Origin of the sequence: Bradyrhizobium sp. UNPA324, assembly GCF_006658635.1 — a bacterium.
In the GTDB taxonomy this organism is placed as follows: domain Bacteria; phylum Pseudomonadota; class Alphaproteobacteria; order Rhizobiales; family Xanthobacteraceae; genus Bradyrhizobium; species Bradyrhizobium nanningense.
In genome coordinates, this window is sequence record NZ_LFJD01000004.1 from 6,971,760 (window position 1) to 6,992,262 (window position 20,503).

General features: G+C 65.9%; 16 protein-coding genes. 6 read left to right on the forward strand and 10 right to left on the reverse strand.

Features of this window, described 5'->3' with window-relative positions; all coding sequences use genetic code 11:
• Positions 1-2 precede the first annotated feature (2 nt).
• The 5 genes from UNPA324_RS33395 to UNPA324_RS33415 all read right to left on the reverse strand — a co-directional run bounded on the left by UNPA324_RS33395 (position 3) and on the right by UNPA324_RS33415 (position 6,340).
• Positions 3-1,172 carry a hypothetical protein gene (locus UNPA324_RS33395; RefSeq protein ID WP_141938300.1) on the reverse strand — a complete coding sequence of 390 codons (1,170 nt, stop codon included), beginning with the start codon at positions 1,170-1,172 and terminating at the stop codon, positions 3-5.
• A 122-nt stretch (positions 1,173-1,294) separates the two neighbouring features.
• Positions 1,295-2,365, reverse strand: a complete 1,071-nt coding sequence (locus UNPA324_RS33400; RefSeq protein WP_128919988.1) for a sensor histidine kinase — start codon at positions 2,363-2,365, stop codon at positions 1,295-1,297.
• Positions 2,352-3,044 carry a response regulator transcription factor gene (locus UNPA324_RS33405; protein WP_128919989.1) on the reverse strand — a complete coding sequence of 231 codons (693 nt, stop codon included), beginning with the start codon at positions 3,042-3,044 and terminating at the stop codon, positions 2,352-2,354. The genes UNPA324_RS33400 and UNPA324_RS33405 overlap by 14 nt, the downstream gene beginning before the upstream one ends.
• A gap of 100 nt (positions 3,045-3,144) precedes the next feature.
• Entirely contained in the window at positions 3,145-3,663 is a 519-nt protein-coding gene (locus tag UNPA324_RS33410; RefSeq protein WP_128919990.1) for a hypothetical protein, read from the reverse strand.
• Between the two features lie 343 nt (positions 3,664-4,006).
• Entirely contained in the window at positions 4,007-6,340 is a 2,334-nt protein-coding gene (locus UNPA324_RS33415) for a Tex family protein (protein ID WP_141938303.1), read from the reverse strand.
• A gap of 297 nt (positions 6,341-6,637) precedes the next feature.
• On the opposite strand from UNPA324_RS33415, the gene atzD reads away from it, so the two are divergent.
• A complete protein-coding gene (gene atzD / locus UNPA324_RS33420) occupies positions 6,638-7,750 on the forward strand; it encodes a cyanuric acid amidohydrolase (RefSeq protein ID WP_141938305.1) in 1,113 nt (370 codons plus the stop codon).
• 130 nt (positions 7,751-7,880) lie between these two features.
• A complete protein-coding gene (locus UNPA324_RS33425; protein ID WP_181769614.1) occupies positions 7,881-9,350 on the forward strand; it encodes an amidase in 1,470 nt (489 codons plus the stop codon).
• A 181-nt stretch (positions 9,351-9,531) separates the two neighbouring features.
• Here UNPA324_RS33425 and UNPA324_RS35490 read toward each other — a convergent pair whose 3' ends face one another.
• A complete protein-coding gene (locus tag UNPA324_RS35490; protein ID WP_164936322.1) occupies positions 9,532-9,852 on the reverse strand; it encodes a hypothetical protein in 321 nt (106 codons plus the stop codon).
• Positions 9,853-9,992: 140 nt separating this feature from the next.
• Between UNPA324_RS35490 and UNPA324_RS33435 the strand changes: the two genes are divergently transcribed.
• The gene (locus tag UNPA324_RS33435) at positions 9,993-10,901 is read left to right on the forward strand and encodes a PaaI family thioesterase (protein ID WP_141938307.1); all 909 of its coding nucleotides are present in this window, start codon (positions 9,993-9,995) and stop codon (positions 10,899-10,901) included.
• 67 nt (positions 10,902-10,968) lie between these two features.
• Complete coding sequence (locus UNPA324_RS33440) at positions 10,969-11,334, forward strand: hypothetical protein (RefSeq protein ID WP_164936323.1); 366 nt, start codon at positions 10,969-10,971, stop codon at positions 11,332-11,334.
• A 118-nt stretch (positions 11,335-11,452) separates the two neighbouring features.
• Here UNPA324_RS33440 and UNPA324_RS33445 read toward each other — a convergent pair whose 3' ends face one another.
• A complete protein-coding gene (locus UNPA324_RS33445; protein ID WP_141938309.1) occupies positions 11,453-12,085 on the reverse strand; it encodes a 2-dehydro-3-deoxy-6-phosphogalactonate aldolase in 633 nt (210 codons plus the stop codon).
• 13 nt (positions 12,086-12,098) lie between these two features.
• Positions 12,099-13,013 carry a 2-dehydro-3-deoxygalactonokinase gene (locus UNPA324_RS33450; RefSeq protein ID WP_128919995.1) on the reverse strand — a complete coding sequence of 305 codons (915 nt, stop codon included), beginning with the start codon at positions 13,011-13,013 and terminating at the stop codon, positions 12,099-12,101.
• A 233-nt stretch (positions 13,014-13,246) separates the two neighbouring features.
• Here UNPA324_RS33450 and UNPA324_RS33455 point away from each other — a divergent pair, with 233 nt between their 5' ends.
• Together UNPA324_RS33455 and UNPA324_RS33460 are read left to right on the forward strand one after the other, a co-directional pair.
• Complete coding sequence (locus tag UNPA324_RS33455) at positions 13,247-14,344, forward strand: LLM class flavin-dependent oxidoreductase (RefSeq protein ID WP_128920064.1); 1,098 nt, start codon at positions 13,247-13,249, stop codon at positions 14,342-14,344.
• A gap of 56 nt (positions 14,345-14,400) precedes the next feature.
• Positions 14,401-14,955, forward strand: a complete 555-nt coding sequence (locus UNPA324_RS33460) for a flavin reductase family protein (RefSeq protein ID WP_141938311.1) — start codon at positions 14,401-14,403, stop codon at positions 14,953-14,955.
• Between the two features lie 175 nt (positions 14,956-15,130).
• Here UNPA324_RS33460 and UNPA324_RS33465 read toward each other — a convergent pair whose 3' ends face one another.
• Together UNPA324_RS33465 and UNPA324_RS33470 are read right to left on the reverse strand one after the other, a co-directional pair.
• Positions 15,131-16,984: a sigma-54-dependent Fis family transcriptional regulator gene (locus UNPA324_RS33465; protein ID WP_181769615.1), complete on the reverse strand. Its 1,854-nt coding sequence runs from the start codon at positions 16,982-16,984 to the stop codon at positions 15,131-15,133.
• A 205-nt stretch (positions 16,985-17,189) separates the two neighbouring features.
• Positions 17,190-20,495, reverse strand: coding sequence for an acetyl-CoA carboxylase family protein (locus UNPA324_RS33470; protein WP_181769616.1), 3,306 nt, complete (start codon positions 20,493-20,495; stop codon positions 17,190-17,192).
• Between the last annotated feature and the right edge of the window lie 8 nt (positions 20,496-20,503).

The window sequence follows — 20,503 nt, forward strand, 5'->3', positions numbered from 1 at the left end:
CCTCATTTCACGATCGGCTTCGGCACGCAGGTGCCGCTGTTCGAATCGGGTATCGTCCCCGCCGGACAACATTGCCCGCAGGACGTCATCTGCGCCGGATTGCAGCAGCTGCCGTCGAACGCCATGCCTTGGCTCGGATCGGAACACGGCGTCACGCATTCGCCGTTCTGGCCGAGGCGTGTCTGGCCGGCCGGGCATGCCGGCGGCGGACACATGCCCCCTGGGCCGAGGTTAGAGAACTTCGCCGCCTCATTCGTGTTGTCGCACAGGCAGCTCGAAACCCCGTTCGGCATCATTGCGCCAGCGTGCGTTCCTTCTGGGCAGGTGCAAGAGAAGATGTACGGACTTACATCGTGCCCGACCCAGTTGACCTTCGTCCAAGTCGGTTTCATCGGCGACGGACAGTAGCAATACAGAGTCTGTCCACATTGGTTGCCAGGCGACGGCGTCAACGTGACGAGAGCGCCTTCCGGCGTCGTCGTCACGCTCGTCCAATCGCGGTAGTCGTCGTTGTATGGATAATAGTGCGCCTGGGTCTGACCGTCCGGATACCAACTGAAGATCGGGTCGCTGCCGCTGCCCTGACACACCGGATCAGGATTGTTCCATTGGCCGCATGCCACGTTGGTCGCCGCGCAATTGGCAATCTTGGGCGGCGGCGGCTGGCAGTTGCAGGCTTCGAAACCAACCCATTCTTGAAGCGTACACAGCGCGTCCACCAGACAGACGCCAATGCTGTTCTCCGACGCCGCATTGGAATGCTCGGTCGCGCATGCGCATTTCAAGACATCAGCAAGCGAGCCGACGCTTGCCAACTCGCTCGAAACGTCGCCGACTACGCTCTGTACGGTCGAGTTTCCGAATACGGTGTTTAGCTTGCTTACCACCTCGTCGAGGGTATTCGGCACTCCGCTGCAGAACGAATTGACTTTGGACTGCCCACCTTCGGCCGCGAGCATGCTCAGGACTGCAACCATGTAAATCGCCGCAGCGCAGCTGGCCTCGTCCTTGCACGCCGTCTCACAAACCAATGTTGCCGACACCGACTCTTTGACGGCGTCAGCAATATCGCCGAAGTTGCATCCCGCCCTCGCGGGCGACGCAAGCAGGATTGTCGCGACGACGATCGCGGCGCCTCGGGTCCACCGGGCTCCTGGAAATTTCGCTATCATCGCCCCATCCGTGCTGATGGAATTTGGTCAGCGAACCAAACCTAGGCGAACCCGCCATCGTCCAGATTGAGGTGGCTCAATGATCCCGCGCTATGGAAACGCCGGCCGGCATCCAAGCACCTCTACAGAGCGCGCGGAAACCGAAGCTCGACCGTCAGGCCCGGGGCATTGTCGCGTAGCGCGATCTCCGCGCCATGGAGACGCGCGACCGCGGCGACGAGGCTGAGACCAAGTCCGTTGCCCGGCGTGTAGCGACTCTGTTCGAGCCGATAGAAGCGCTTGAAGACGTGATCGCGCTCCTCAGGGGGAATGCCCGGACCATCGTCGACGATGGCGATCACCGCGCCGCCATCGGTGCTCCGGCAAGTCACGGTCACCTGCCCGCCTTTGCAACCGTGCTTGATCGAATTGTCGACGAGATTGGCGATGGCATCGAACAACAGGTCGCGATCGCCCGTGATCGCCACCTGCCGGTCTCCGGCAAGGCTGAGCTTTGTCGCAACCTGCTCGGCGGCGGCATCGTAGAGCTCGACCACTTCGCCCGCGATCTCGGCGAGGTCGAGCGCGCGGAAGGCGCCGGTGCGGGCGCGGGTCTCGATCTCGGAGATCCGGGTGATGGATGCGAACATGCCGAGCACGGCATCGAGATCGGCGATGGTGTCGCCGATCAGTGCGGCATCGGCGTCGCTGTTACGCGGCGCGTGATAGGCCTTTTCCAGCCGGCCGCGCATCCGCGTCAGCGGCGTGCGCAGATCGTGGGCGACGTTGTCGCTGACCTGCTTGACCTCGCCCATCAGCGTCTCGATGCGATCCAGCATCTGGTTGAGGTTCTCGGCGACGCGGTCCCACTCGTCGTTGCTGCCGCGCAAGGGAATGCGCTGATCGAGGCCGGAGAGCATGATGGCGCGGCTGGTGGCATTGATCTGTTCGATCCGCCCCACCGTACGCCGCGTCACCAGTACGGCCGCAAGGCCAGCGAGCACCAGCAGCAGGCCTGCGACCGCCGCCATCGCGAGTTCGATCGTGCCGGTAAAGCCGTCGTGATCGGCGGCGGTGCCGAGCCGGCTCTCCACATAGGCCAGCGTCCCGAGATAGACATAGGCCATGATCGCCGCGACGATCAGCCCGAATGCCGCGATCGCGATCAGCGCCAGACGGAAGGTCGAGGAGCGGAGCGTCTTAGCCAGGAGCACGGAGGCAATATCCGATGCCGCGGATGGTGTGGATCAACGGATAGGCCTGAGCGTCGTCGACCTTGCGGCGGACGCGCCCGACATAGACGTCGATGATGTTGGTGGAGGGATCGAAATGCAGGTCCCAGACGTGCTGGAGCAGCATCGCACGCGAGATGACTCTACCCTCGTTGCGGGCGAGATATTCAAGCAGCTGGAATTCGCGCGGCAGCAACGAAATCTTGCGGCCGCGGCGGAAGGCAGCCCGCGCGATCAGGTCGATGGCGAGATCGCCGACCCGCAGCAGCGTCTCCTTGGCGATGGTCTCGCTGCGGCGGCCAAGCGCCTCGAGCCGCGCCAGCAATTCGATGAACGAGAACGGCTTGACGAGATAGTCGTCGCCGCCCGCGCGCAAGCCGCGCACGCGGTCATCGACCTCGCCGAGCGCGGAAATGATCAGGAACGGCGCGGCAACGCCGTCGTCGCGCAACTGCCGCATCACGCTGATGCCGTCGATATCGGGCAGCATCCGGTCGATCGTGATCACGGCATAATCGCGCGCGGCGCCGTGGCTCAGGGCTTCGCGCCCCGTTGCCGCAAGATCGACCTCGTAGCCGGAGGTCGTCAATTCCTCGACGAGCTGGCCTGCGGTTTCCGGATCGTCCTCGACGACCAGGATGCGACGGTGACCTCCGGTCATGACGAACTCCGCGCGACGATCGCCACCAGACTATCCCGTTCCGGGGCTGGACGGAACCGCCCGGTGGCGACCGCGACAATGGTGCGGTACGGCGATGCGACTACCAATAGTCTCCGCACACATTGACCCATTGCCATCCGTAGGGCGTCCAGCTCCTGCGCCAGCAGCCGTCGTTATAATAGCTGGCGTAGACGAAGGGCGCGCCAAAGAAGGCGAACCGATGGAAGCGATGATGCCGGAAGAAGAAGGCATGCCGGCCAATGAAGGGCCGGCCATGCCAGCTCGTGCCGGCAAACCGCGGGCCGAAGGCGGCGCGGGTCGCGATTGGCGTACCGGCAAAGCGCGGCCCGATCGCCGCGTGAGCGGCCATCGGGGAACCGGCGAAGCGGGCGCCACCGAAATGAGCTCCGCCCATGCCGCCGACATGCATACCGCCACCCATGCCGTGCATCCCGCCACCCATGCCGCCGACGTGCATGCCACCACCACCGAAATGCCCGCCGCCGAAGCCGCCGTGGCCGCCACCGCCAAAACCACCGCGCGCGAGAGCGGGGGCCGCAGCCGCGAGCATCGCAGCAACTGCTGCTGCGACAAGCCCTGTGAGAAGCCTATTCTTCATCGGAATATCCTCCTTGCAGTGCAGCGCTAGTCCCGCTGCACGAGGAGGATCAGGAGAAGCGCCTAAGCCGTCTCCATCAACTTACAAATGCGCCAATTTCTGACGCCGGTGTCAGGGAGGCGGTCCCTCGCTCTCTCCTCGTCATTGCGAGCGCAGCGAAGCAATCCAGAGATGTTTCCGCGGAGAGATTCCTGGATTGCTTCGCTGCGCTCGTATTGACGACGTGGATGGAATTTCGCGTCCGTCGGGCAGCCCGGCGCGCGGAGACTTCCCATCACCCGGAATTCGCGCTATGCGCGAATTCTACCTCTCCCCGCAGAAGGGCGGGGAGAGGTTAAGAAGACTACGCCCGCTTGCCGCCGTTCTTCTCGGCAGCGCGGCGCATCGCCTCGGCGAGCGCCCCGCCGCCGCCGGACGATTCCTGCTTGCGCGGCGCTGACGATGTCATCCGCGCGCTGTTGCGCGTGTTGTCGCGCTGCATGCCGGGGGCGTCCTTCTTGGGCCCGACCTCGTCGTCGAGGCGCAGCGTCAGCGAGATCCGCTTGCGCGCGACCTCGAAGTCCAGCACCTTCACCTTGACGATGTCGCCGGGCTTCACCACCTCGCGCGGATCCTTGATGTAGGTCTTGGACATCGCCGAGATGTGTACGAGGCCGTCCTGGTGCACGCCGATGTCGACGAAGGCGCCGAACGCGGCAACATTGGTCACGGTGCCCTCGAGGATCATGCCCTTCTGGAGGTGCTTGATCTCCTCGACGCCCTCCTTGAACACCGCGGCCTTGAACGCCGGACGCGGGTCGCGACCGGGCTTTTCGAGCTCGCGCAGAATGTCGGTGACGGTCGGCAGACCGAAGGTCTCGTCGACGAAATCCTTCGGCTTCAAGGTGCGCACGATCTCGCTAGAGCCGATCAGCGCCTTGATGTCGCTCTTGGTGGCCGCGAGGATGCGGCGGACCACCGGATAGGCCTCGGGATGCACGCCGGAGGCATCGAGCGGATCCTCGCCGCCGAGAATGCGCAGGAAGCCAGCGCACTGCTCGAACGCCTTCGGGCCAAGCCGCGGCACGTCCTTCAGCGCCTTGCGCGACTTGAACGGGCCGTTGGCGTCGCGGTGCGCCACGATGCTCTGCGCAAGGCCGGAGCCGACGCCCGACACGCGGGCGAGCAGCGGTGCGGATGCGGTGTTGACGTCGACGCCGACGGCGTTCACGCAATCTTCGACCACGGCATCGAGCGACTTGGCGAGCTTGGCCTGGCCGAGGTCATGCTGGTACTGGCCGACGCCGATCGCCTTGGGCTCGATCTTGACGAGCTCGGCAAGCGGATCCTGCAGCCGGCGCGCGATCGAGACCGCGCCGCGCAGGGTGACGTCGAGGCCGGGCAATTCCTCCGAGGCGAAGGCGGAGGCCGAATAGACCGAGGCGCCGGCTTCCGACACCACGATCTTGGACATCTTCAGCTCGGCCAGGCCCTTGACGAGGTCGGCCGCGAGCTTGTCGGTCTCGCGCGAGGCGGTGCCGTTGCCGATCGCGATCAGTTCGACGCGGTGCTTCATCGCCAGCCGGCCGAGCGTCGCCAGCGACTCGTTCCACTGCCGCTGCGGCTCGTGCGGATAGATCACGGCGGTATCGACCACCTTGCCGGTCGCGTCGGTGACGGCGACCTTGACGCCGGTGCGGTAGCCAGGATCGAGCCCCATGGTGACCCGGGTGCCGGCGGGCGCGGCCAGCAAGAGGTCGCGCAGGTTGGAGGCGAACACCCGCACCGCCTCGGTCTCGGCCGCATTCCACAGCCGCATGCGCAGATCGATGTTCAGATGCACCTGGATCTTGGTGCGCCAGGCCCAGCGCACGGTGTCGATCAGCCAACGGTCGCCGGCGCGCTTGAGGTCGGCGATGCCGAACCGCTTCATGATCTTCAATTCATAGGCACCGGGCACGCCCGGGGGCGGCGCCTCCTCCGCCTGGATCTGCAGGTCGAGGATCTCTTCCTTCTCGCCGCGGAACATCGCGAGAATGCGGTGCGACGGCAGCTTGGTCAGCGGCTCCGAGAAATCGAAATAATCAGCGAACTTCTCGCCCTCCGTCTTCTTGCCGTCGCGCACCTTGGAGGCCATGCGCGCATTGGTCCACATGTCCTCGCGCAGGGCGCCGATCAGATCGGCGTCCTCGTCGAAGCGTTCGACCAGGATGGCGCGGGCACCGTCAAGCGCGGCTGCGACATCGGCGACGCCCTTCTCGGCATTGACGAAGCCTTCGGCCACGACCTTCGGATCGCTAGCGGGTTCGGCGAGCAGCAGATTGGCGAACGGCTCGAGACCGGCCTCCTTGGCAATCTCCGCCTTGGTGCGGCGCTTCGGCTTGAACGGCAGATAGATGTCTTCGAGGCGCGCCTTGCTGTCGGCAGCAAGAATCGAGGTTTCCAGCGCGGCATCGAGCTTGCCCTGCTCGCGGACCGATTCGAGGATGGCCTTGCGGCGGTCCTCGAGCTCACGCAGGTAGCCCAGGCGCTCCTCCAGGGTGCGCAATTGCGCGTCGTCGAGCGCACCGGTCGCTTCCTTGCGGTAGCGCGCGATGAAGGGAACCGTGGCGCCGCCGTCGAGCAGCGTCACCGCCGCCTCGACCTGCTCGGCCCGAACCCCAAGCTCCTGCGCAATTTTCTGGTTGATATTTGCCACGCGAGAATCCCTCTATCCAAGCCCGCCGTGCGGCAGCGAAGCACCGGCCACGGGACGCCGCTTATGGACCAACCGGGGTTGATTCATCAAGGTGCGGCGGGGGACCGTCGACAGAGGATTTTTTTATTGAACCGATGCGATCTCGCCACATTCGTGGGGGCGGCGGACGTTCTGGTGCGAAGGCTCTTTCCTCTTGTCCTTCTGGCGGATGTCAGGACGACGGTAGGGATTGACATACACGCCAGTTCAACGGCTGTTTGCACCGCCGGGCCACTGAACTCCACACGAGGACCATTCATGCGGACAACATCAGTCGGCGTCTTCAAGGTCGCTACCACCGGCCCCGGCGACGTCTCCGGCCTCATGAGCATGATCGGCTCCGGCGCGATCGATCCCAAATCGATCCTCGCCATCCTCGGCAAGACCGAGGGAAATGGCGGCGTCAACGATTTCACGCGGGAATATGCCGTTGCTGCACTGTGTGCTGCGCTGGCACCGCGGCTCGGTCTGTCCCCGGAGGAGGTCGAGCAACGCATCGCCTTCGTGATGTCCGGCGGCACCGAGGGCGTGCTCAGCCCGCACATCACGGTATTCACGCGGCGCGAGGTTGAGGGGCGGCCGGCGGGCATGAGCGGCAAGCGCCTGAGCATCGGCATAGCGCAGACACGCGACTTCCTGCCCGAGGAGCTCGGTCGCTCGCCACAGATCGCGCAGACCGCGAAAGCGGTAAAGGCCGCGATGGCGGATGCCGGCATCCCTGATCCTGCCGACGTCCATTTCGTGCAGATCAAATGCCCGCTGCTCACCAGTGATCGCGTCGAAGCCGCCGGTGCGCGCGGCAACAAAACGGCGACGACAAGCGCCTACGCCTCGATGGCCTATTCCCGCGGTGCCTCCGCGCTCGGCGTCGCCGTCGCGCTCGGCGAGATCGCGCCTGACGTCCGCGACGAGGACGTGCTGCGGCGCGACGACCTGTTCTCGAAGGTCGCCTCCACATCGTCCGGCATCGAGCTGATGCACAACGTCGTCATCGTGCTCGGCAATTCGGCATCCTCAGTGAGCGCGTTCGAGATCGGGCATGCCGTGATGAGCGATGCCATCGACGCCGCCGCGGTGATCGCAGCGCTGGAAAGCGTCGGACTCGGTTTCGCGCCGCAAGCAAAGAAGGGCCGCGAACTCGTCAACATCTTCGCCAAGGCGGAGGCCTCGCCTGACGGCAGCGTGCGTGGCTTTCGCCATACCATGCTCGAAGATACCGACATCAGCGCGACACGCCATGCCCGCGCCGCGGTCGGCGGCCTGATCGCTGGCCTTGCCGGCACCGGGGCTGTCTACGTGTCCGGCGGTGCCGAGCACCAGGGCCCGCCGGGCGGCGGCCCGGTTGCGGCGATCGCGCGACTGTCGGATTGAGACGAGCGGCATTTCGGGGGGTCTTCCGACCTGTCCGCCCCACGCAACCCTGCCCCTCGCGCCGGCTCGGTTGATTCAGGCGGTCCCTTGCGAAAAAGGTGGGGCAGCACCTTAAGGGGATTTTGACGTCATGACTTTGCCGATGAGCTGGACGGAATGGGCGCAGCACGATGGCGTCGCGTTGGCGGGGCGCGTCCGCAAGGGCGAGCTGACGGCGAAGGAGCTGGCGCGGCAGGCTGCCGCGGGCGTCGCCAAGGTCAATCCGGCGCTGTCGGGCGTGGTCGAACTATTCGAGGACGTGATCGCCGACCCCGCCAAGGACGGCGCCAATCTCGCAGGTCCCTTCGCCGGCCTGCCGTTCCTGATGAAGGACCTCGGGCCGACCATGAAGGGCCGGCTGCAGGAAATGGGCTCGCTCTTGATGCGCGGCAATCGCGCCGGCGCCGACACCTTCCTGACCGGCAAATTCCGCCAGGCCGGGCTGAACCTGATCGGCCGCACCACGACCCCGGAATTCGGCGTGTGCAGTTCCGCCGATAATCCCGCCGTCTACGTCACCCGCAATCCCTGGAACACCGACTACACCACCTGCGGCTCGTCGGCGGGCAGCGCCGCGATGGTTGCAGCCGGCGTGGTGCCGATCGCACACGCGACCGACGGCGGCGGCTCGATCCGCATTCCCGCCGGCGTCAACGGCAACATCGGGCTGAAAGTTTCGCGCGGCGTCTTCTCGCTCGCGCCGCACATGTCCGACCTCACCGGCCTCGTCTCGATCCAGGGCTGTCAGTCGCGCAGCGTGCGCGACACCGCCGCCTTCGTCGATCATGCGAGGGGACCTGCGCCCGGCGAGTTCATGCCGTTCTGGACCACGGCGCAGCCCTATTCCGAGATGATCAAGCGCGATCCCGGCAAGCTGCGCATCGCGCTGTCCCATACCTGGGGCGACTACACGGCAACGCCCGAGATCGCCGCCGAGCTGGCGAAGGCCGGCCGCTTCCTCGAAGGCCTCGGCCATCACGTCGACTACGCCCTGCCCGAGATTGACCTGCCCGCCGCCTTCGCCGCGCAGACCACCTGCTACATCTCGAATTTCGCGGTGGTGATCTCCAACATGCTCGCCGCGCGCGGGTTGGAAAAGCCGCCGGAAGATCTGATCGAGCCGATGAACATCCGCATCTGGGAAGCCGGCCGGCACACCAGCTTCGCCGAGCGGGCGAAGATGCAGGGCGTGTTCAACACCACCTCGCGCGGCTTCGGTGCCTTCTTCGAGCAGTGGGACGTGATCCTGACGCCGATCACCGCGCTGCCGACGCCGAAGGTCGGCACCAGGGAATACCTCACCATCTCCGACAATCCCGATGTGCTCGACTGGTTCGGCAATCTCTGGCGCTTCTTCGCCTTCACGCCGCTCGCCAACCTCTGCGGCATGCCCGCGATCTCGATACCAATGGCCACGCAGGACCACGGCCTGCCGCTCGGCATCCAAGCGATCGCCAAGCAGGCCAATGACGGCCTGCTGCTGCAACTCGCCGCCCAGATCGAGCGCGCGCTCGACGGCAAGTGGAACGGCGGCAAGAAACCGAAGGTGCATGTGGGCTGAGGCGGGCCTGTCGATTTCGTAAGGCCCCACGCTTGCGGCCATCCTTCGAGACGCCCGCTTTGGCAGACTCCTCAGGATGAGGTCTGGTTTCGCGGCGAGATGTCAGACCCTCATGGTGAGGAGACCGCGAAGCGGTCGTCTCGAACCATGAAGACCGAACACCAGCTCCGAAACGCCGATCTCAGTTCTTCACCGCCGGTATCTCCTCCGCCACCGGCTGCTTCTGGCCTTGCTGGTACATAGCCAGCGCCTTGTCGAGCGCTTCGCGCAATGCCAGCGCCGCGGCGACGCTGCAACGCAAGTGCGCGGTCTGGACCACGTCGACCCTGACGGCGGCACCGACCGGCATCAAGAGGTTCGCGGCAAGCTCGATCTGGATCGCGCCGTTGTGATGGCCGAAGCAGGACGCGCCGTCGAAATAGATGATCGGCGCCCGCTCAGAGCTGGAGCTCGAAATGGTGACGGGCCCCTGATTGGCGGCGGGCGTTTCGGGGTCGGCCATGGGCGCTCCTTACAGTTCATCGACGAACGAAGCGCCCACCATCGGCGCTTCGGCCCGCTCTGTCGAGGCCAAACCGCCTGCCGTGCGGGGATCTATCCGGGGGTTTTGCGCGGCGCCCGACACTGGTCTAGAACGTCCCCATGAGCACCATATCGACCACGCTCCCGTTCGAGGAACTCGCCGAGGCGATCAAGGGCCGCCGCTCCGATTACGGCCATATCAGCGGGCTGCAGCTCGACCGCTTTGCGCCCGCCGAGGCCTGGTCGAGCCTGCCCTATCGCCCGGTCTTCGTCGGCGACACCGAGACCGGCGTGCTGCATGGCGGCGTCGTCACCGCGATGCTGGACGAGAGCTGCGGCATGGCGGTGCAGCTTGCGCTCGACGGCACGCGCGCGATCGCGACCCTCGATCTGCGCATCGACTACCAGAAGCCGGCAACGCCGGGGCTCGACATCAAGGCGCATTCGGTCTGCTACCGCACCACGCGCTCGATCGCCTTCGTGCGCGCCACCGCCTATCAGGAGTCCGAGGACGATCCGGTGGCGACCGCGACCGCCTGCTTCATGATCGGCGCCAACCGCACCAACATGCTCGCCGATCGCAGGATGGATGCGCTGGGCATAGCGGCGCTGGAGGCGCCGGAGGATCCCGATGGGCCGTTCGCGCGCAGCCCGTTCGCGCGCTGGCTCGGCATCCGCGTCAACGACGACGGCACGCTGACGATGCCGTTCTCGCCAAAAATCATCGGCAACCCGATCCTGCCCGCGATCCACGGCGGCATGACCGGCGCCTTTCTCGAGACCACGGCCGTCATGGGCGTCGCGCGCGAGCTCGGCACAGCCGCCCCGCCGAAGCCGATCGGCCTCACCGTCAACTATTTACGCTCCGGCCGCGCGCTCGATACGTTTGCCAACGTCTCGATCGTGAAGCAGGGCCGTCGCATCGTCGCCTTCGAGGCGCGCGCCTGGCAGGACGATGCGGAGAAGCCGATCGCCACCGCCTTCGGTCATTTCATGCTGCGCCCGACGCCGGGAAGTGACGAGGAATAAGCGCATTTTGACTTGACGGCCGCGGCTCCGGCCACAACGATAGCGCGTCCCCGCGAAAGGTATTGGATTGCGGCATCCGCTCGACATCGTCGCCATGTTCGCCGCACTCTGGCTGCTGGCCTCGATGATGCTCGACGCGGTGACGCCGAAGGAGCTGACCGCGGTCATGATTGCCGTTGCGATCGGCCCCGCGATCATCATCACCGCCGTGTTCTACTACCTTCGCTGCCCGCGAACGGATTTTGCCGTGATGTTCGCGGCACTCTGGTTGATCTCGGACATCGCGATCGCCTTCGTCTCCCCGAAGGAGCTGCCGCATTTCCTGATCGTGCTTGGCTTCGTGCCTGCCCTGCTGATCGGCAGCGTGCTGTACTGGCAGCGCTTCCAGCGCCGCCACGAGCAGCTGCCGGCGCCGTCGGCGAAGCGGAGTTAGCGCGATCGCTCACCTCTCCCGACGCGGAGAGGTGAACCGAGCCGCATCGTGGGCCCCAGCATCGCAGCGATATGAGGCACGACTGGCCATGAGAGTTCACGGCTAGATTATTGCCGGCTCAGCCTTTCGCAATCGCTCGATCATAGGCTTCGACCGTCGCCTTCGCGCGCACCGCGACATCGGCTGCTGTCATACCGGGCTTGTAAAGGCTGGAGCCGAGCCCGAACGCAGTCACGCCGCCTTTGATGTACTCCGCAAAATTCTGATCGGAGACCCCGCCGACGGCGGCGATCACCACGCCTGACGGCAGCACGGCGCGAATCGCGGCGATACCGGAGGCACCTAACACGCTCGCCGGAAAGAATTTCAGGCCCGATGCGCCGGAGCGCGCGGCAAGCAGCGCCTCGGTCGGCGAAAACACGCCGGGCAGCGTGACCATGGCGTATTGACGTGCACGCACGAGCACCTGCGTGTCTACATTCGGCGAGACCATCAGCCTGCCGCCGACGTCGTTGAGACGATCGACGTCCGCGGTGGTCAGCACCGTGCCCGCGCCGATCAGCACGCCTGGCGGCGCCTGCTTCACGGCCATTGCGATGGAGCGGAAAGGATCGGGCGAGTTCAGGGGGATCTCGATCGCGGTCATGCCGGCTTCGATCAGCACGCCGACGATGGCTTCGGTCTCCTCCGGCTTGACGCCGCGCAGGATCGCGACCAGCGGCCGCTTCATCGAGGGAAAGGGAACGCTCATCTCAAGAATCCTTCTACTTCGTCCAGATCGCGGCAGCCGCCATCGACAGGCCGCGGCGGACGGCTTCATCCGCATCGACCGGCCTGATCGTCACCGACAGCGCCTCGAAAGCCAGCCGATACAGCATCGCGAGCCGCCCCGAGGCAATCAACGCGACACCCGCTTGCGGCACGGCGCCGGACAGCCCGGCCGCCAGCTCGACGCCGATCAACGTGCCCGACAGCGTTTCGCGCGCCGCGGCCGGCGTGCCGCCGAACAACAGCTGGCGCGAGCGCGCACCGAACAACAGATTGGCGGCGAAGGCCGGCGCCGCGTACGCTGCCTTGACCGCCGCCTTGAAGCTCGCGACATCCTCGGCCTCGTCGGCGCCCGCGACCGCGAATGACAGGATGGTCTCGCGCGAGACCACGCTGAAGAGCTCGCCGGTCATGAAGGTGGAGAAACGTTCGACAATGCCGCTCCGGACGCGCACCCATTTCGAATGCGTGCCGGGCATGCAGACCAGCGCCTCGCCGGCGGCTTCAAAGCCGAGCGCGCCGAGCAGCTGCGTTTCCTCGCCGCGCATGACGTCCGGCGCGCTTGCGTCGCGCTGCGCGATGCCCGGCAGGATTCGAATGTCGCGCGCTTGCCCGGGGACGCGCACGGCCTGGTTCAGAATCGCGGAGAGCGGCGCCGGCGTATCGACATAGCCGGCCTCGACCCAGCCGGTCTTCGCGCCCGCCATGCCGCAGACGAGAACCGGCAGATGATCCGGCGCCTCGACCGCCGCAAGATGCGATTGCAGCACGGCGGGAAAGCCGGTCTTGGCGGCGGCGAGCATGCCTTCATCGCTGCGGCGTTCGGCCAGCACCTCGCCGGCACGATCGACCAGCCACAGGCGAAAACTGCTGGTGCCCCAGTCCACCGCGACATAAGCGGGTTCGGTCATTCGAAACTGCCCTCGTCTCACGGCCAAGTTCTTGTCTCACCACCAAGACGCCGTCTCGCGACAATGAGACGATCTCTTGCGGGCCCTCGTCGAGATACCGGCTATTGCGCGGGCAAACCAGCCTTTTCTCGCCAATTTGAGGCTCCATGGCGCTGGCACACCGCTTGCTGAACCCTCCCCACTCAACGCCGTCAACGCGCGACAAGACGCGTCAACATCAGATGAGGAAACCCATGGAGATCGGCTATTTCACGATGCCTTCGCATCCGCCGGAGTGCGGCCTGAAGGAAGGGAACGACTGGGACCTGCAGGTCATGCGCTGGCTCGACGAGCTCGGCTATCAGGAGGCCTGGGTCGGCGAGCACCACACCGCGCCCTGGGAACCCAATCCCACGCCGGACCTTCTGATCGCGCAGGCGCTGATGCAGACCAAGCGCTTGCGCATTGGGCCGGGCGGCTTCCTCTTGCCCTATCACCATCCGGCCGAGCTCGCCAACCGCGTCGCGATGCTCGACCATCTCTCCGAGGGCCGGCTCAATTTCGGCGTCGCCGCCTCGGGGCTGCCGAGCGACTGGGCGATGTTCAACGTCGACGGCATGAGCGGGCAGAACCGCGACATGACCCGCGAGGCGCTGGAAATCATCCTGAAACTGTGGAGCGATCCTGCACCCTTCACCTACAAAGGCAAGTTCTGGACGGTGACCAAGCCGGACACGATGTTCGACTTCCTCAAGCCCCACATCAAGCCGTTGCAGGCACCGCATCCGCCGATCGGCGTTGCGGGCCTTTCCAAGAACTCGGACACGCTGAAGCTCGCGGGCGAGCGGGGCTTCATCCCGATGAGCCTCAACCTCAACCCGGCCTATGTCTCCAGCCATTGGGATTCCGTCGAGATTGGCGCCGCCAAGACCGGGCGCAAGCCGAGCCGGCAGGACTGGCGTCTGGTGCGCGAGGTGTTCGTCGCCGACACCGACGAGGAGGCCTGGAGGCTCTCGACCGGCGACATGATGGGCCGGATGATGAGCGAGTACTTCCTGCCGCTGCTCGGCCATTTCGGCTTCAAGGACTATCTGAAGCACGCGCCCGACGTGCCCGACAGTGACGTCACCGTCGAATATTGCGCCAAGCGGAACTGGATCGTCGGCTCGCCCGCGACCGTCGCCGAGAAGATCGAGAAGATCTACGACGAGGTCGGCGGCTTCGGCGTACTGCTGGTGTTCGGCTTCGACTACAAGCACAAGGCCGAGGCCTGGCATCACTCGCTCTCGCTCTTGAAGAACGAGGTGATGCCGCGTCTTGCGCATCTCGGCTCCGCGAAGAAGGCGGCTTGACGCTCAGTGGGTGCGGCGCGATCGTGCCGCACCCGCTTTTTTTCGGAGGTCATCGCGTGAGCGTGGACGCAAAGGATTTCAAGCAGGCGATGCGCCAATGCGCCGGGGCCGTCGCGCTGGTCACCGTGGGCGCCGAGCACGGCAAGCGCACGGGATTGACGGTGACCACGGCCTGCTCGCTCTCCGACAATCCTCCATCGCTGATCGTCTGCGTCAACCGCAACGCCAGCGCCCATGCGCGAATCCGCGAGGAAGGTGCGTTTGCGATCAACTTCCTGCACGAGGATCACGCGCTGCTCGCGCTCACCTTCAGCGGCCAGAAGGGGATCAACGGCGACGACCGTTTCGCCTTCGGGCAGTGGACGCGTGGTGTGACCGGCGCACCGGTCTTGACGGACGCGGTCGCCGCGTTCGACTGCGTGCTGGCGCAGGAGTTCGAGACGACAACGCATTCGATCTTCGTCGGCGAGGTCCGCAGCGCCTCGCATTCGGATGCGGCGAGGCCGCTCGTCTATCTGCGCAGCAGTTTTCATACGCCACATGAGATGCGCGAGACGGTAACGGTCGGCGACCTCGATTCACGCCGTTTGAGCTGGACGGATTTTTCGTAAACTCCCTCTTCTCCCTCTCCCCATTCTTACGGGAAAGGGTTGGGGTGAGGGGCTGCTTCCGCAAGGACGGTGACAGTTGGACTCGCGGAGAGTCCCCCTCACCCGCCGCGCTCAGGCGCGTAAGTGCGCTGCCGCGCGCGGGGAGAGGCGAAGCCCAGCGGCTCGCTCCTCGACGCTACTGCGCCGTCTCGATCTTCATCGCCTTGATCTTGCGATACAACGTCGCGCGGCTCAGCTTCAGCGCCCGCGCTGCCTCTGTGACACGGCCGCCGTGCTTGCGCAGCGCCTCGGCGATCGTGGCGCGCTCGGCTGCTTCGAGATCCGGCTCAACCCGTCCACCGAACGGCGGCAGATCGAGGTCCGCATCGGTGATGACGCCGTTCTCCGCGGTGCAGCCGGCAAGCCGCAGCACGTGGCGGAGCTGGCGCATGTTGCCGGGGAACGGATAGGCCGCAAGCTGCGACCAGGCCTCGCTCGAGAGCCTGCAGCTCGGCGCTTCCTCGCGCGCGATTTGGCGGATGATATCGTCACGGTCGGCGCGGTCGCGCAAGGCCGGCAGCCGCACCTCCATGCCGCGCAGACGGAAATAGAGATCGGCGCGGAAGGCACCCTGCTCCGCCATGGGGCCGAGATCGCGGTGGGTGGCGCTGATCAGGCGGATGTCGACGGCCACCGGCTTGAGCGCGCCGAGCGGCCAGACCTCGCGGTTTTCCAGAACGCGCAGCAGGCGCGTCTGCAGCGCGATCGGCATGTCGCCGATCTCGTCGAGGAACAGCGTGCCACCATGGGCCTGCACGATCAGACCCTTGGAGCCGTCGCGGCGCGCGCCGGTGAAAGCGCCGGCCTCGTAGCCGAACAGTTCGGCGTCGATCAGGCTCTCGGGCATCGCCGCGCAATTCAGCGCGACATAATTGTTGCGCGCCCGGTTGCTGGCGGCGTGAATGGCGCGCGCGAACAAATCCTTGCCGACGCCGGTCTCGCCCTGCAGTAGCACCGGCAGATCGTGATCAATGACGGCGCCGAGCCGCTTCACGCTTTTGACCATGCCGGGATCGCCGCCGGCGAGCCGATGCAGCGCATCGAAACGATCAACAGGCGGATCGCGGCGCTTGGTGAGCGGCCGCGCGCGCTGCGGCGGCGCGATCTGGCTCCGCCCCAACGGACTGCCGTCGGCGCGGCGCAGCTGGACGATGTCCTCCGCACCACGCGCAGCGTGGTGATCGAACTTGATGTAGCGCGACAAGTCGATGCCGGAAGCGATCAGGCCGTCGGTGAGGCCCAGCAGTGCGCGCGCCGAGCGGCAGGCGCCGACGACGCGTCGATCCTCGTCATAGGCGAGCAGGCCGCTGCCGCCATCGCCCGGCACGGTGGCGATCCAGGCGTTACGGAAATGGTCGCGGAAGATCGCGCCCTCAATGCGGCGCGCCGCCTGCATCGTGACCGCGAGCGCAAGTTGGTGCGCGGCGCGGCTGAGGTCGTCACGACAAGAGGTGATGTTAACGGCGCCCGCGATGCGGCCCAGGGGGTCGAACAGCGGCGCCACCGCACAGGAGAAGATGCCCCATTGCTCGCGAAAATGCTCGTCGCGGTGCACCAGGATCGGCTTTTGTTCCGCAAGGCAGGTGCCTAGCCCATTGGTTCCTTCATGGGCCTCCGAGAAATTCGAACCGGTATAGACCTTCCAGCGCAGGAAGATCTCGGTGTCGGCTGCGCCCGGCAAGCGGCTGAACAGCATGATCGCGTTGGCATCAGCGAGATTGACGCAATAGCCGGCGTCCCGCAGCACGCGGGCGAGGTCCTCGAGCTCGGCCGTTGCGAGTCGGATCGTCTCTTCCATCGGTTCGGCGACATGCCGGACCTCGGCTTCGGTCAACGTCTGCGGCGGTCCCCGGCGGGCGGGATCGAGCTTGTGGCTGATCAGGGAGCGCCGCCAGGAATTGGCGATGCGCGAAGAGGCATCGACGTCGGCCACATGGTTGGCGACGGACAAGACACGGGCGACATGGTTCGAGGCCGAAAGGCTGGCCATCGCAGACGTCTCCACCCTGTATTATTGTGCAAAGTCTGGCACCACAGGCGGGGATGTCAATCGGGAACCGGGAACGGGGAGTAGCGCGCCTCTCTCGGTTGTCATCCGGGGCGGCTCGGAAGAGCCGAACCCGGGATCTCGAGATTCCGGGTTGGATGCTCCGCATCGCCCCGGAATGACGGGCTCATCTGTTGCTGCACTGCCCTCACCACGTATCGATACACGGCCGCTTCTTCGCCGTCCGGGCCGGCGGCTTTGGCACCGAACGGAGGCCGGCCATAATCCAGCGCCGCGTCTCGGCGGGGTCGATGACGTTGTCGATCTCGAACACCGAGGCGATCGAGACCGCCTTGCCGTTGGCATAGAGCTCGGCGACCTTGTTGCGGTAATAGGTCTCGCGCTCCTCGGGGTCGGCGATCGCCTCCATCTCCTTGCGGAAGCCGAGGCGGACATAGCCCTCTAACCCCATGCCGCCGAACTCGCCGGTCGGCCAGGCCGCGGTGAAGAACGAGGCGTGAAAGCCGCCGCCGATCATCGACTGCGCGCCGAGACCGTAGCCCTTGCGCAGCACGATGCCGAACAGCGGCACGGTGAGGCTCGCGCCGGTCACGAACATGCGCGAGACGTGGCGGACGATCGCGGTCTTCTCCGCTTCCGGGCCGACCATGAAGCCGGGTGTGTCGCAGAGCGAGACGATCGGAAGATCGAAGGCGTCGCAAAGCTGGAGAAAGCGCGCGGCCTTGTCGCCGGCATCGGCATCGATCGCGCCGCCGAGATGGCGCGGATTGTTGGCGATCAGGCCGAACGGTTTGCCCTCGATCCGGATCAGCGCGGTGATCATGCCGACGCCGTAGTCGCGGCGCAGCTCCAGCACGCTGTCCTTGTCGGCGACGAGGTCGATCACGCTGAGGATGTCGTAGACCCGTAAGCGGTTCTCGGGGATGGCGCGGCGCAAGAGGCGCTGGTCGGCAGCTTCCCAAGCCGTCACCGCGCCCTGGAAATAGGACAGGTACTTTTGCGCGACCCTTGTCGCCTCCTCCTCGTCCTCGACCAGGATGTCGATGACGCCGTTCGGCGACTGGAACGAGACAGGGCCGACCTCGGCCGGATGATAGACGCCGAGGCCGCCGCCCTCGATCATGGCCGGACCGCCCATGCCGATCGAGGCGTTCTTGGTGGCGATGATGACATCGCAGCAGCCGAGCATCGCGGCGTTGCCGGCGAAGCAATAGCCGGAGACGACGCCGACGACGGGGACGAGGCCGGACAGCCTTGCGAACTGCACGAAGGACGGGCCGTCGAGCCCGGTCATGCCGAGCCGGTCGGTATCGCCAGGTCGGCCACCGCCGCCTTCGGCGTAGAACACCAGCGGCACGCGCCAGTCCTCGGCCAGCGTCAGCATGCGGTCGATCTTCTTGTGGTTCATGTGACCCTGCGTGCCCGCGAGCACGGTGTAGTCGTAGGCCACGACGATGCAGCGCGCGCCCTCGGGTCCGAACTTCTCGCCATTCACCGTGGCGACGCCCATGACGAGGCCGTCGGCCGGTGTGTTCCTGATGAGATCGTCGAGCTTGCGGCGGCGCCGCTGCGCCGCGATCGCAAGGCTGCCATATTCCATGAACGAGCCTTGGTCGACGAGCTGGGCGACGTTCTCGCGCGCGGTGCGCTGGTTGGTGTTGCGGCGGCGCTCGACCGAGGCGGGGCGGCTCGCATCAAGCGTGTTGGCCTGGCGCGCGATCAGCTCGGCAAGATCGGGACGGATGTGGTCGAGATCGATGTCGGCTTCCGCAGCCGTGTGATCAGCCGCGACGTCGAGCGGCTCGAGATACATGATCGCTTCGCCATGCAGCAGCGTGACGCCGTCGCCGGCAAGGACCTTCATGACCCGGCCGCCCTGCTCGGCCATGACCAAATGTTCCATCTTCATGGACTCGATCACGGCAAGCTGCTGGCCCGGACGCACGATCTCGCCTTCTCTGACCTGGATGGTGACAATGGTGCCTTGCAGGGGGGCCGCGACCATCACCGTACCTTCAGGCACGACTTGCGCGACATGCGATTCAGTGCCGTGCGTTCCGCTTCGTTCCGCCGCGGCAAAGTAAAGCGGCTTGGCTGCACCATCGGCGGCTTCGACAAGCTTTGCGATATTGCGGTCGATGAAGTCGGTCGCGATGCGGTTGGTCCTGAAATCCGGGTGCGCCAGCACGGCCTGGAGGAAGGCGATGTTGGTGACGACGCCATCGATCCGGAATTCGCGCAAGGCGCGCGAAGCCTTGGCGACGACGTCGTGCCAGGCTTCGCCCGGCGTGTGCACGATGACCTTGGCGAGCAGCGAGTCGAAGGCCGCGCTGGTCTTGTAGCCGGCGTAGCCAAAGCTATCGACGCGCACGCCGGGGCCTGACGGTGGCTCGAACACGGCGAGCACGCCGCCGGTCGGATGTGTCGCGCCAGTCTCGTCCAAGGTTTCCATGTTGACGCGGAGCTGCATGGCATAGCCGCGCGGCTTCGGGATCGCGCCTTGCGCAAGACCGAGCGAGGCGAGTGTCGCGCCCGCAGCAACGGCGAGCTGGGCGCGGACGAGATCGAGCCCGAGCACCTCTTCGGTGACGGTGTGCTCGACCTGGAGCCGCGGATTGGCCTCGATGAAGGCAAAGCTGTCCTCAGCGGTGCCATCGACCAGGAACTCGAAGGTGCCGAGATTGTCGTAAGACGCCGCCGTCGCAAGCTGCCTCGCAGCATCGATGATGCGGCCGCGCAAGGGATCGCTCAGCGACGGGCTGGGCGCGACCTCGACCAGCTTCTGGTGCCGGCGCTGGATAGTGCATTCGCGCTCCCAGAGATGAGAGATTGCGCCATGCCTGTCGCCGATGATCTGCACCTCGATATGGCGCGCCTGCCGGATCAGCCGCTCGGCGTAGACGCCGTCGAAGCCGAAGGCCGCCTTGGCCTCGGACTGGCAGCGCGCATGGGCTTCCGCGAGATCGGAGGCATTCTCGACCACGCGCATTCCGCGCCCGCCGCCGCCGGCCATCGCCTTGATCACGATGGCCGCATTGCTGCCGAGCGAGGTGAAGAACGCCGTGACCTCCTCGAGGCTGGAAGGCCCGCTGGTGCCCGCGATGATGGGGACGCCGTAGCGTTTTGCCAGCTGCCGGGCCGCAACCTTGTCACCGAACAGTTCGAGCGCCTCCGGCTTTGGGCCGACGAAGGTGAGACCTGCATTGGCGCAGGCTCTTGCAAACGCCGCGTTCTCGCTGAGGAAGCCATAGCCGGGATGCACGGCGTCGCAGCCGACGCCTTTCGCCGCCTTCACCACCGCGTCGATGTCGAGATAGGCCCGAGCGCCGCGGCCAGGAATTTCGATGGCGTCATCGGCAACACGCACGTGCAGCGACAGCGCATCGTCGGCGGGATGGACCGCAACGGTCGCGATGCCGGCATCGGCCGCAGCACGCGCGATGCGGATGGCGATCTCGCCGCGGTTGGCGATCAGGAGTTTCTTGAACGACATCGTCTCTC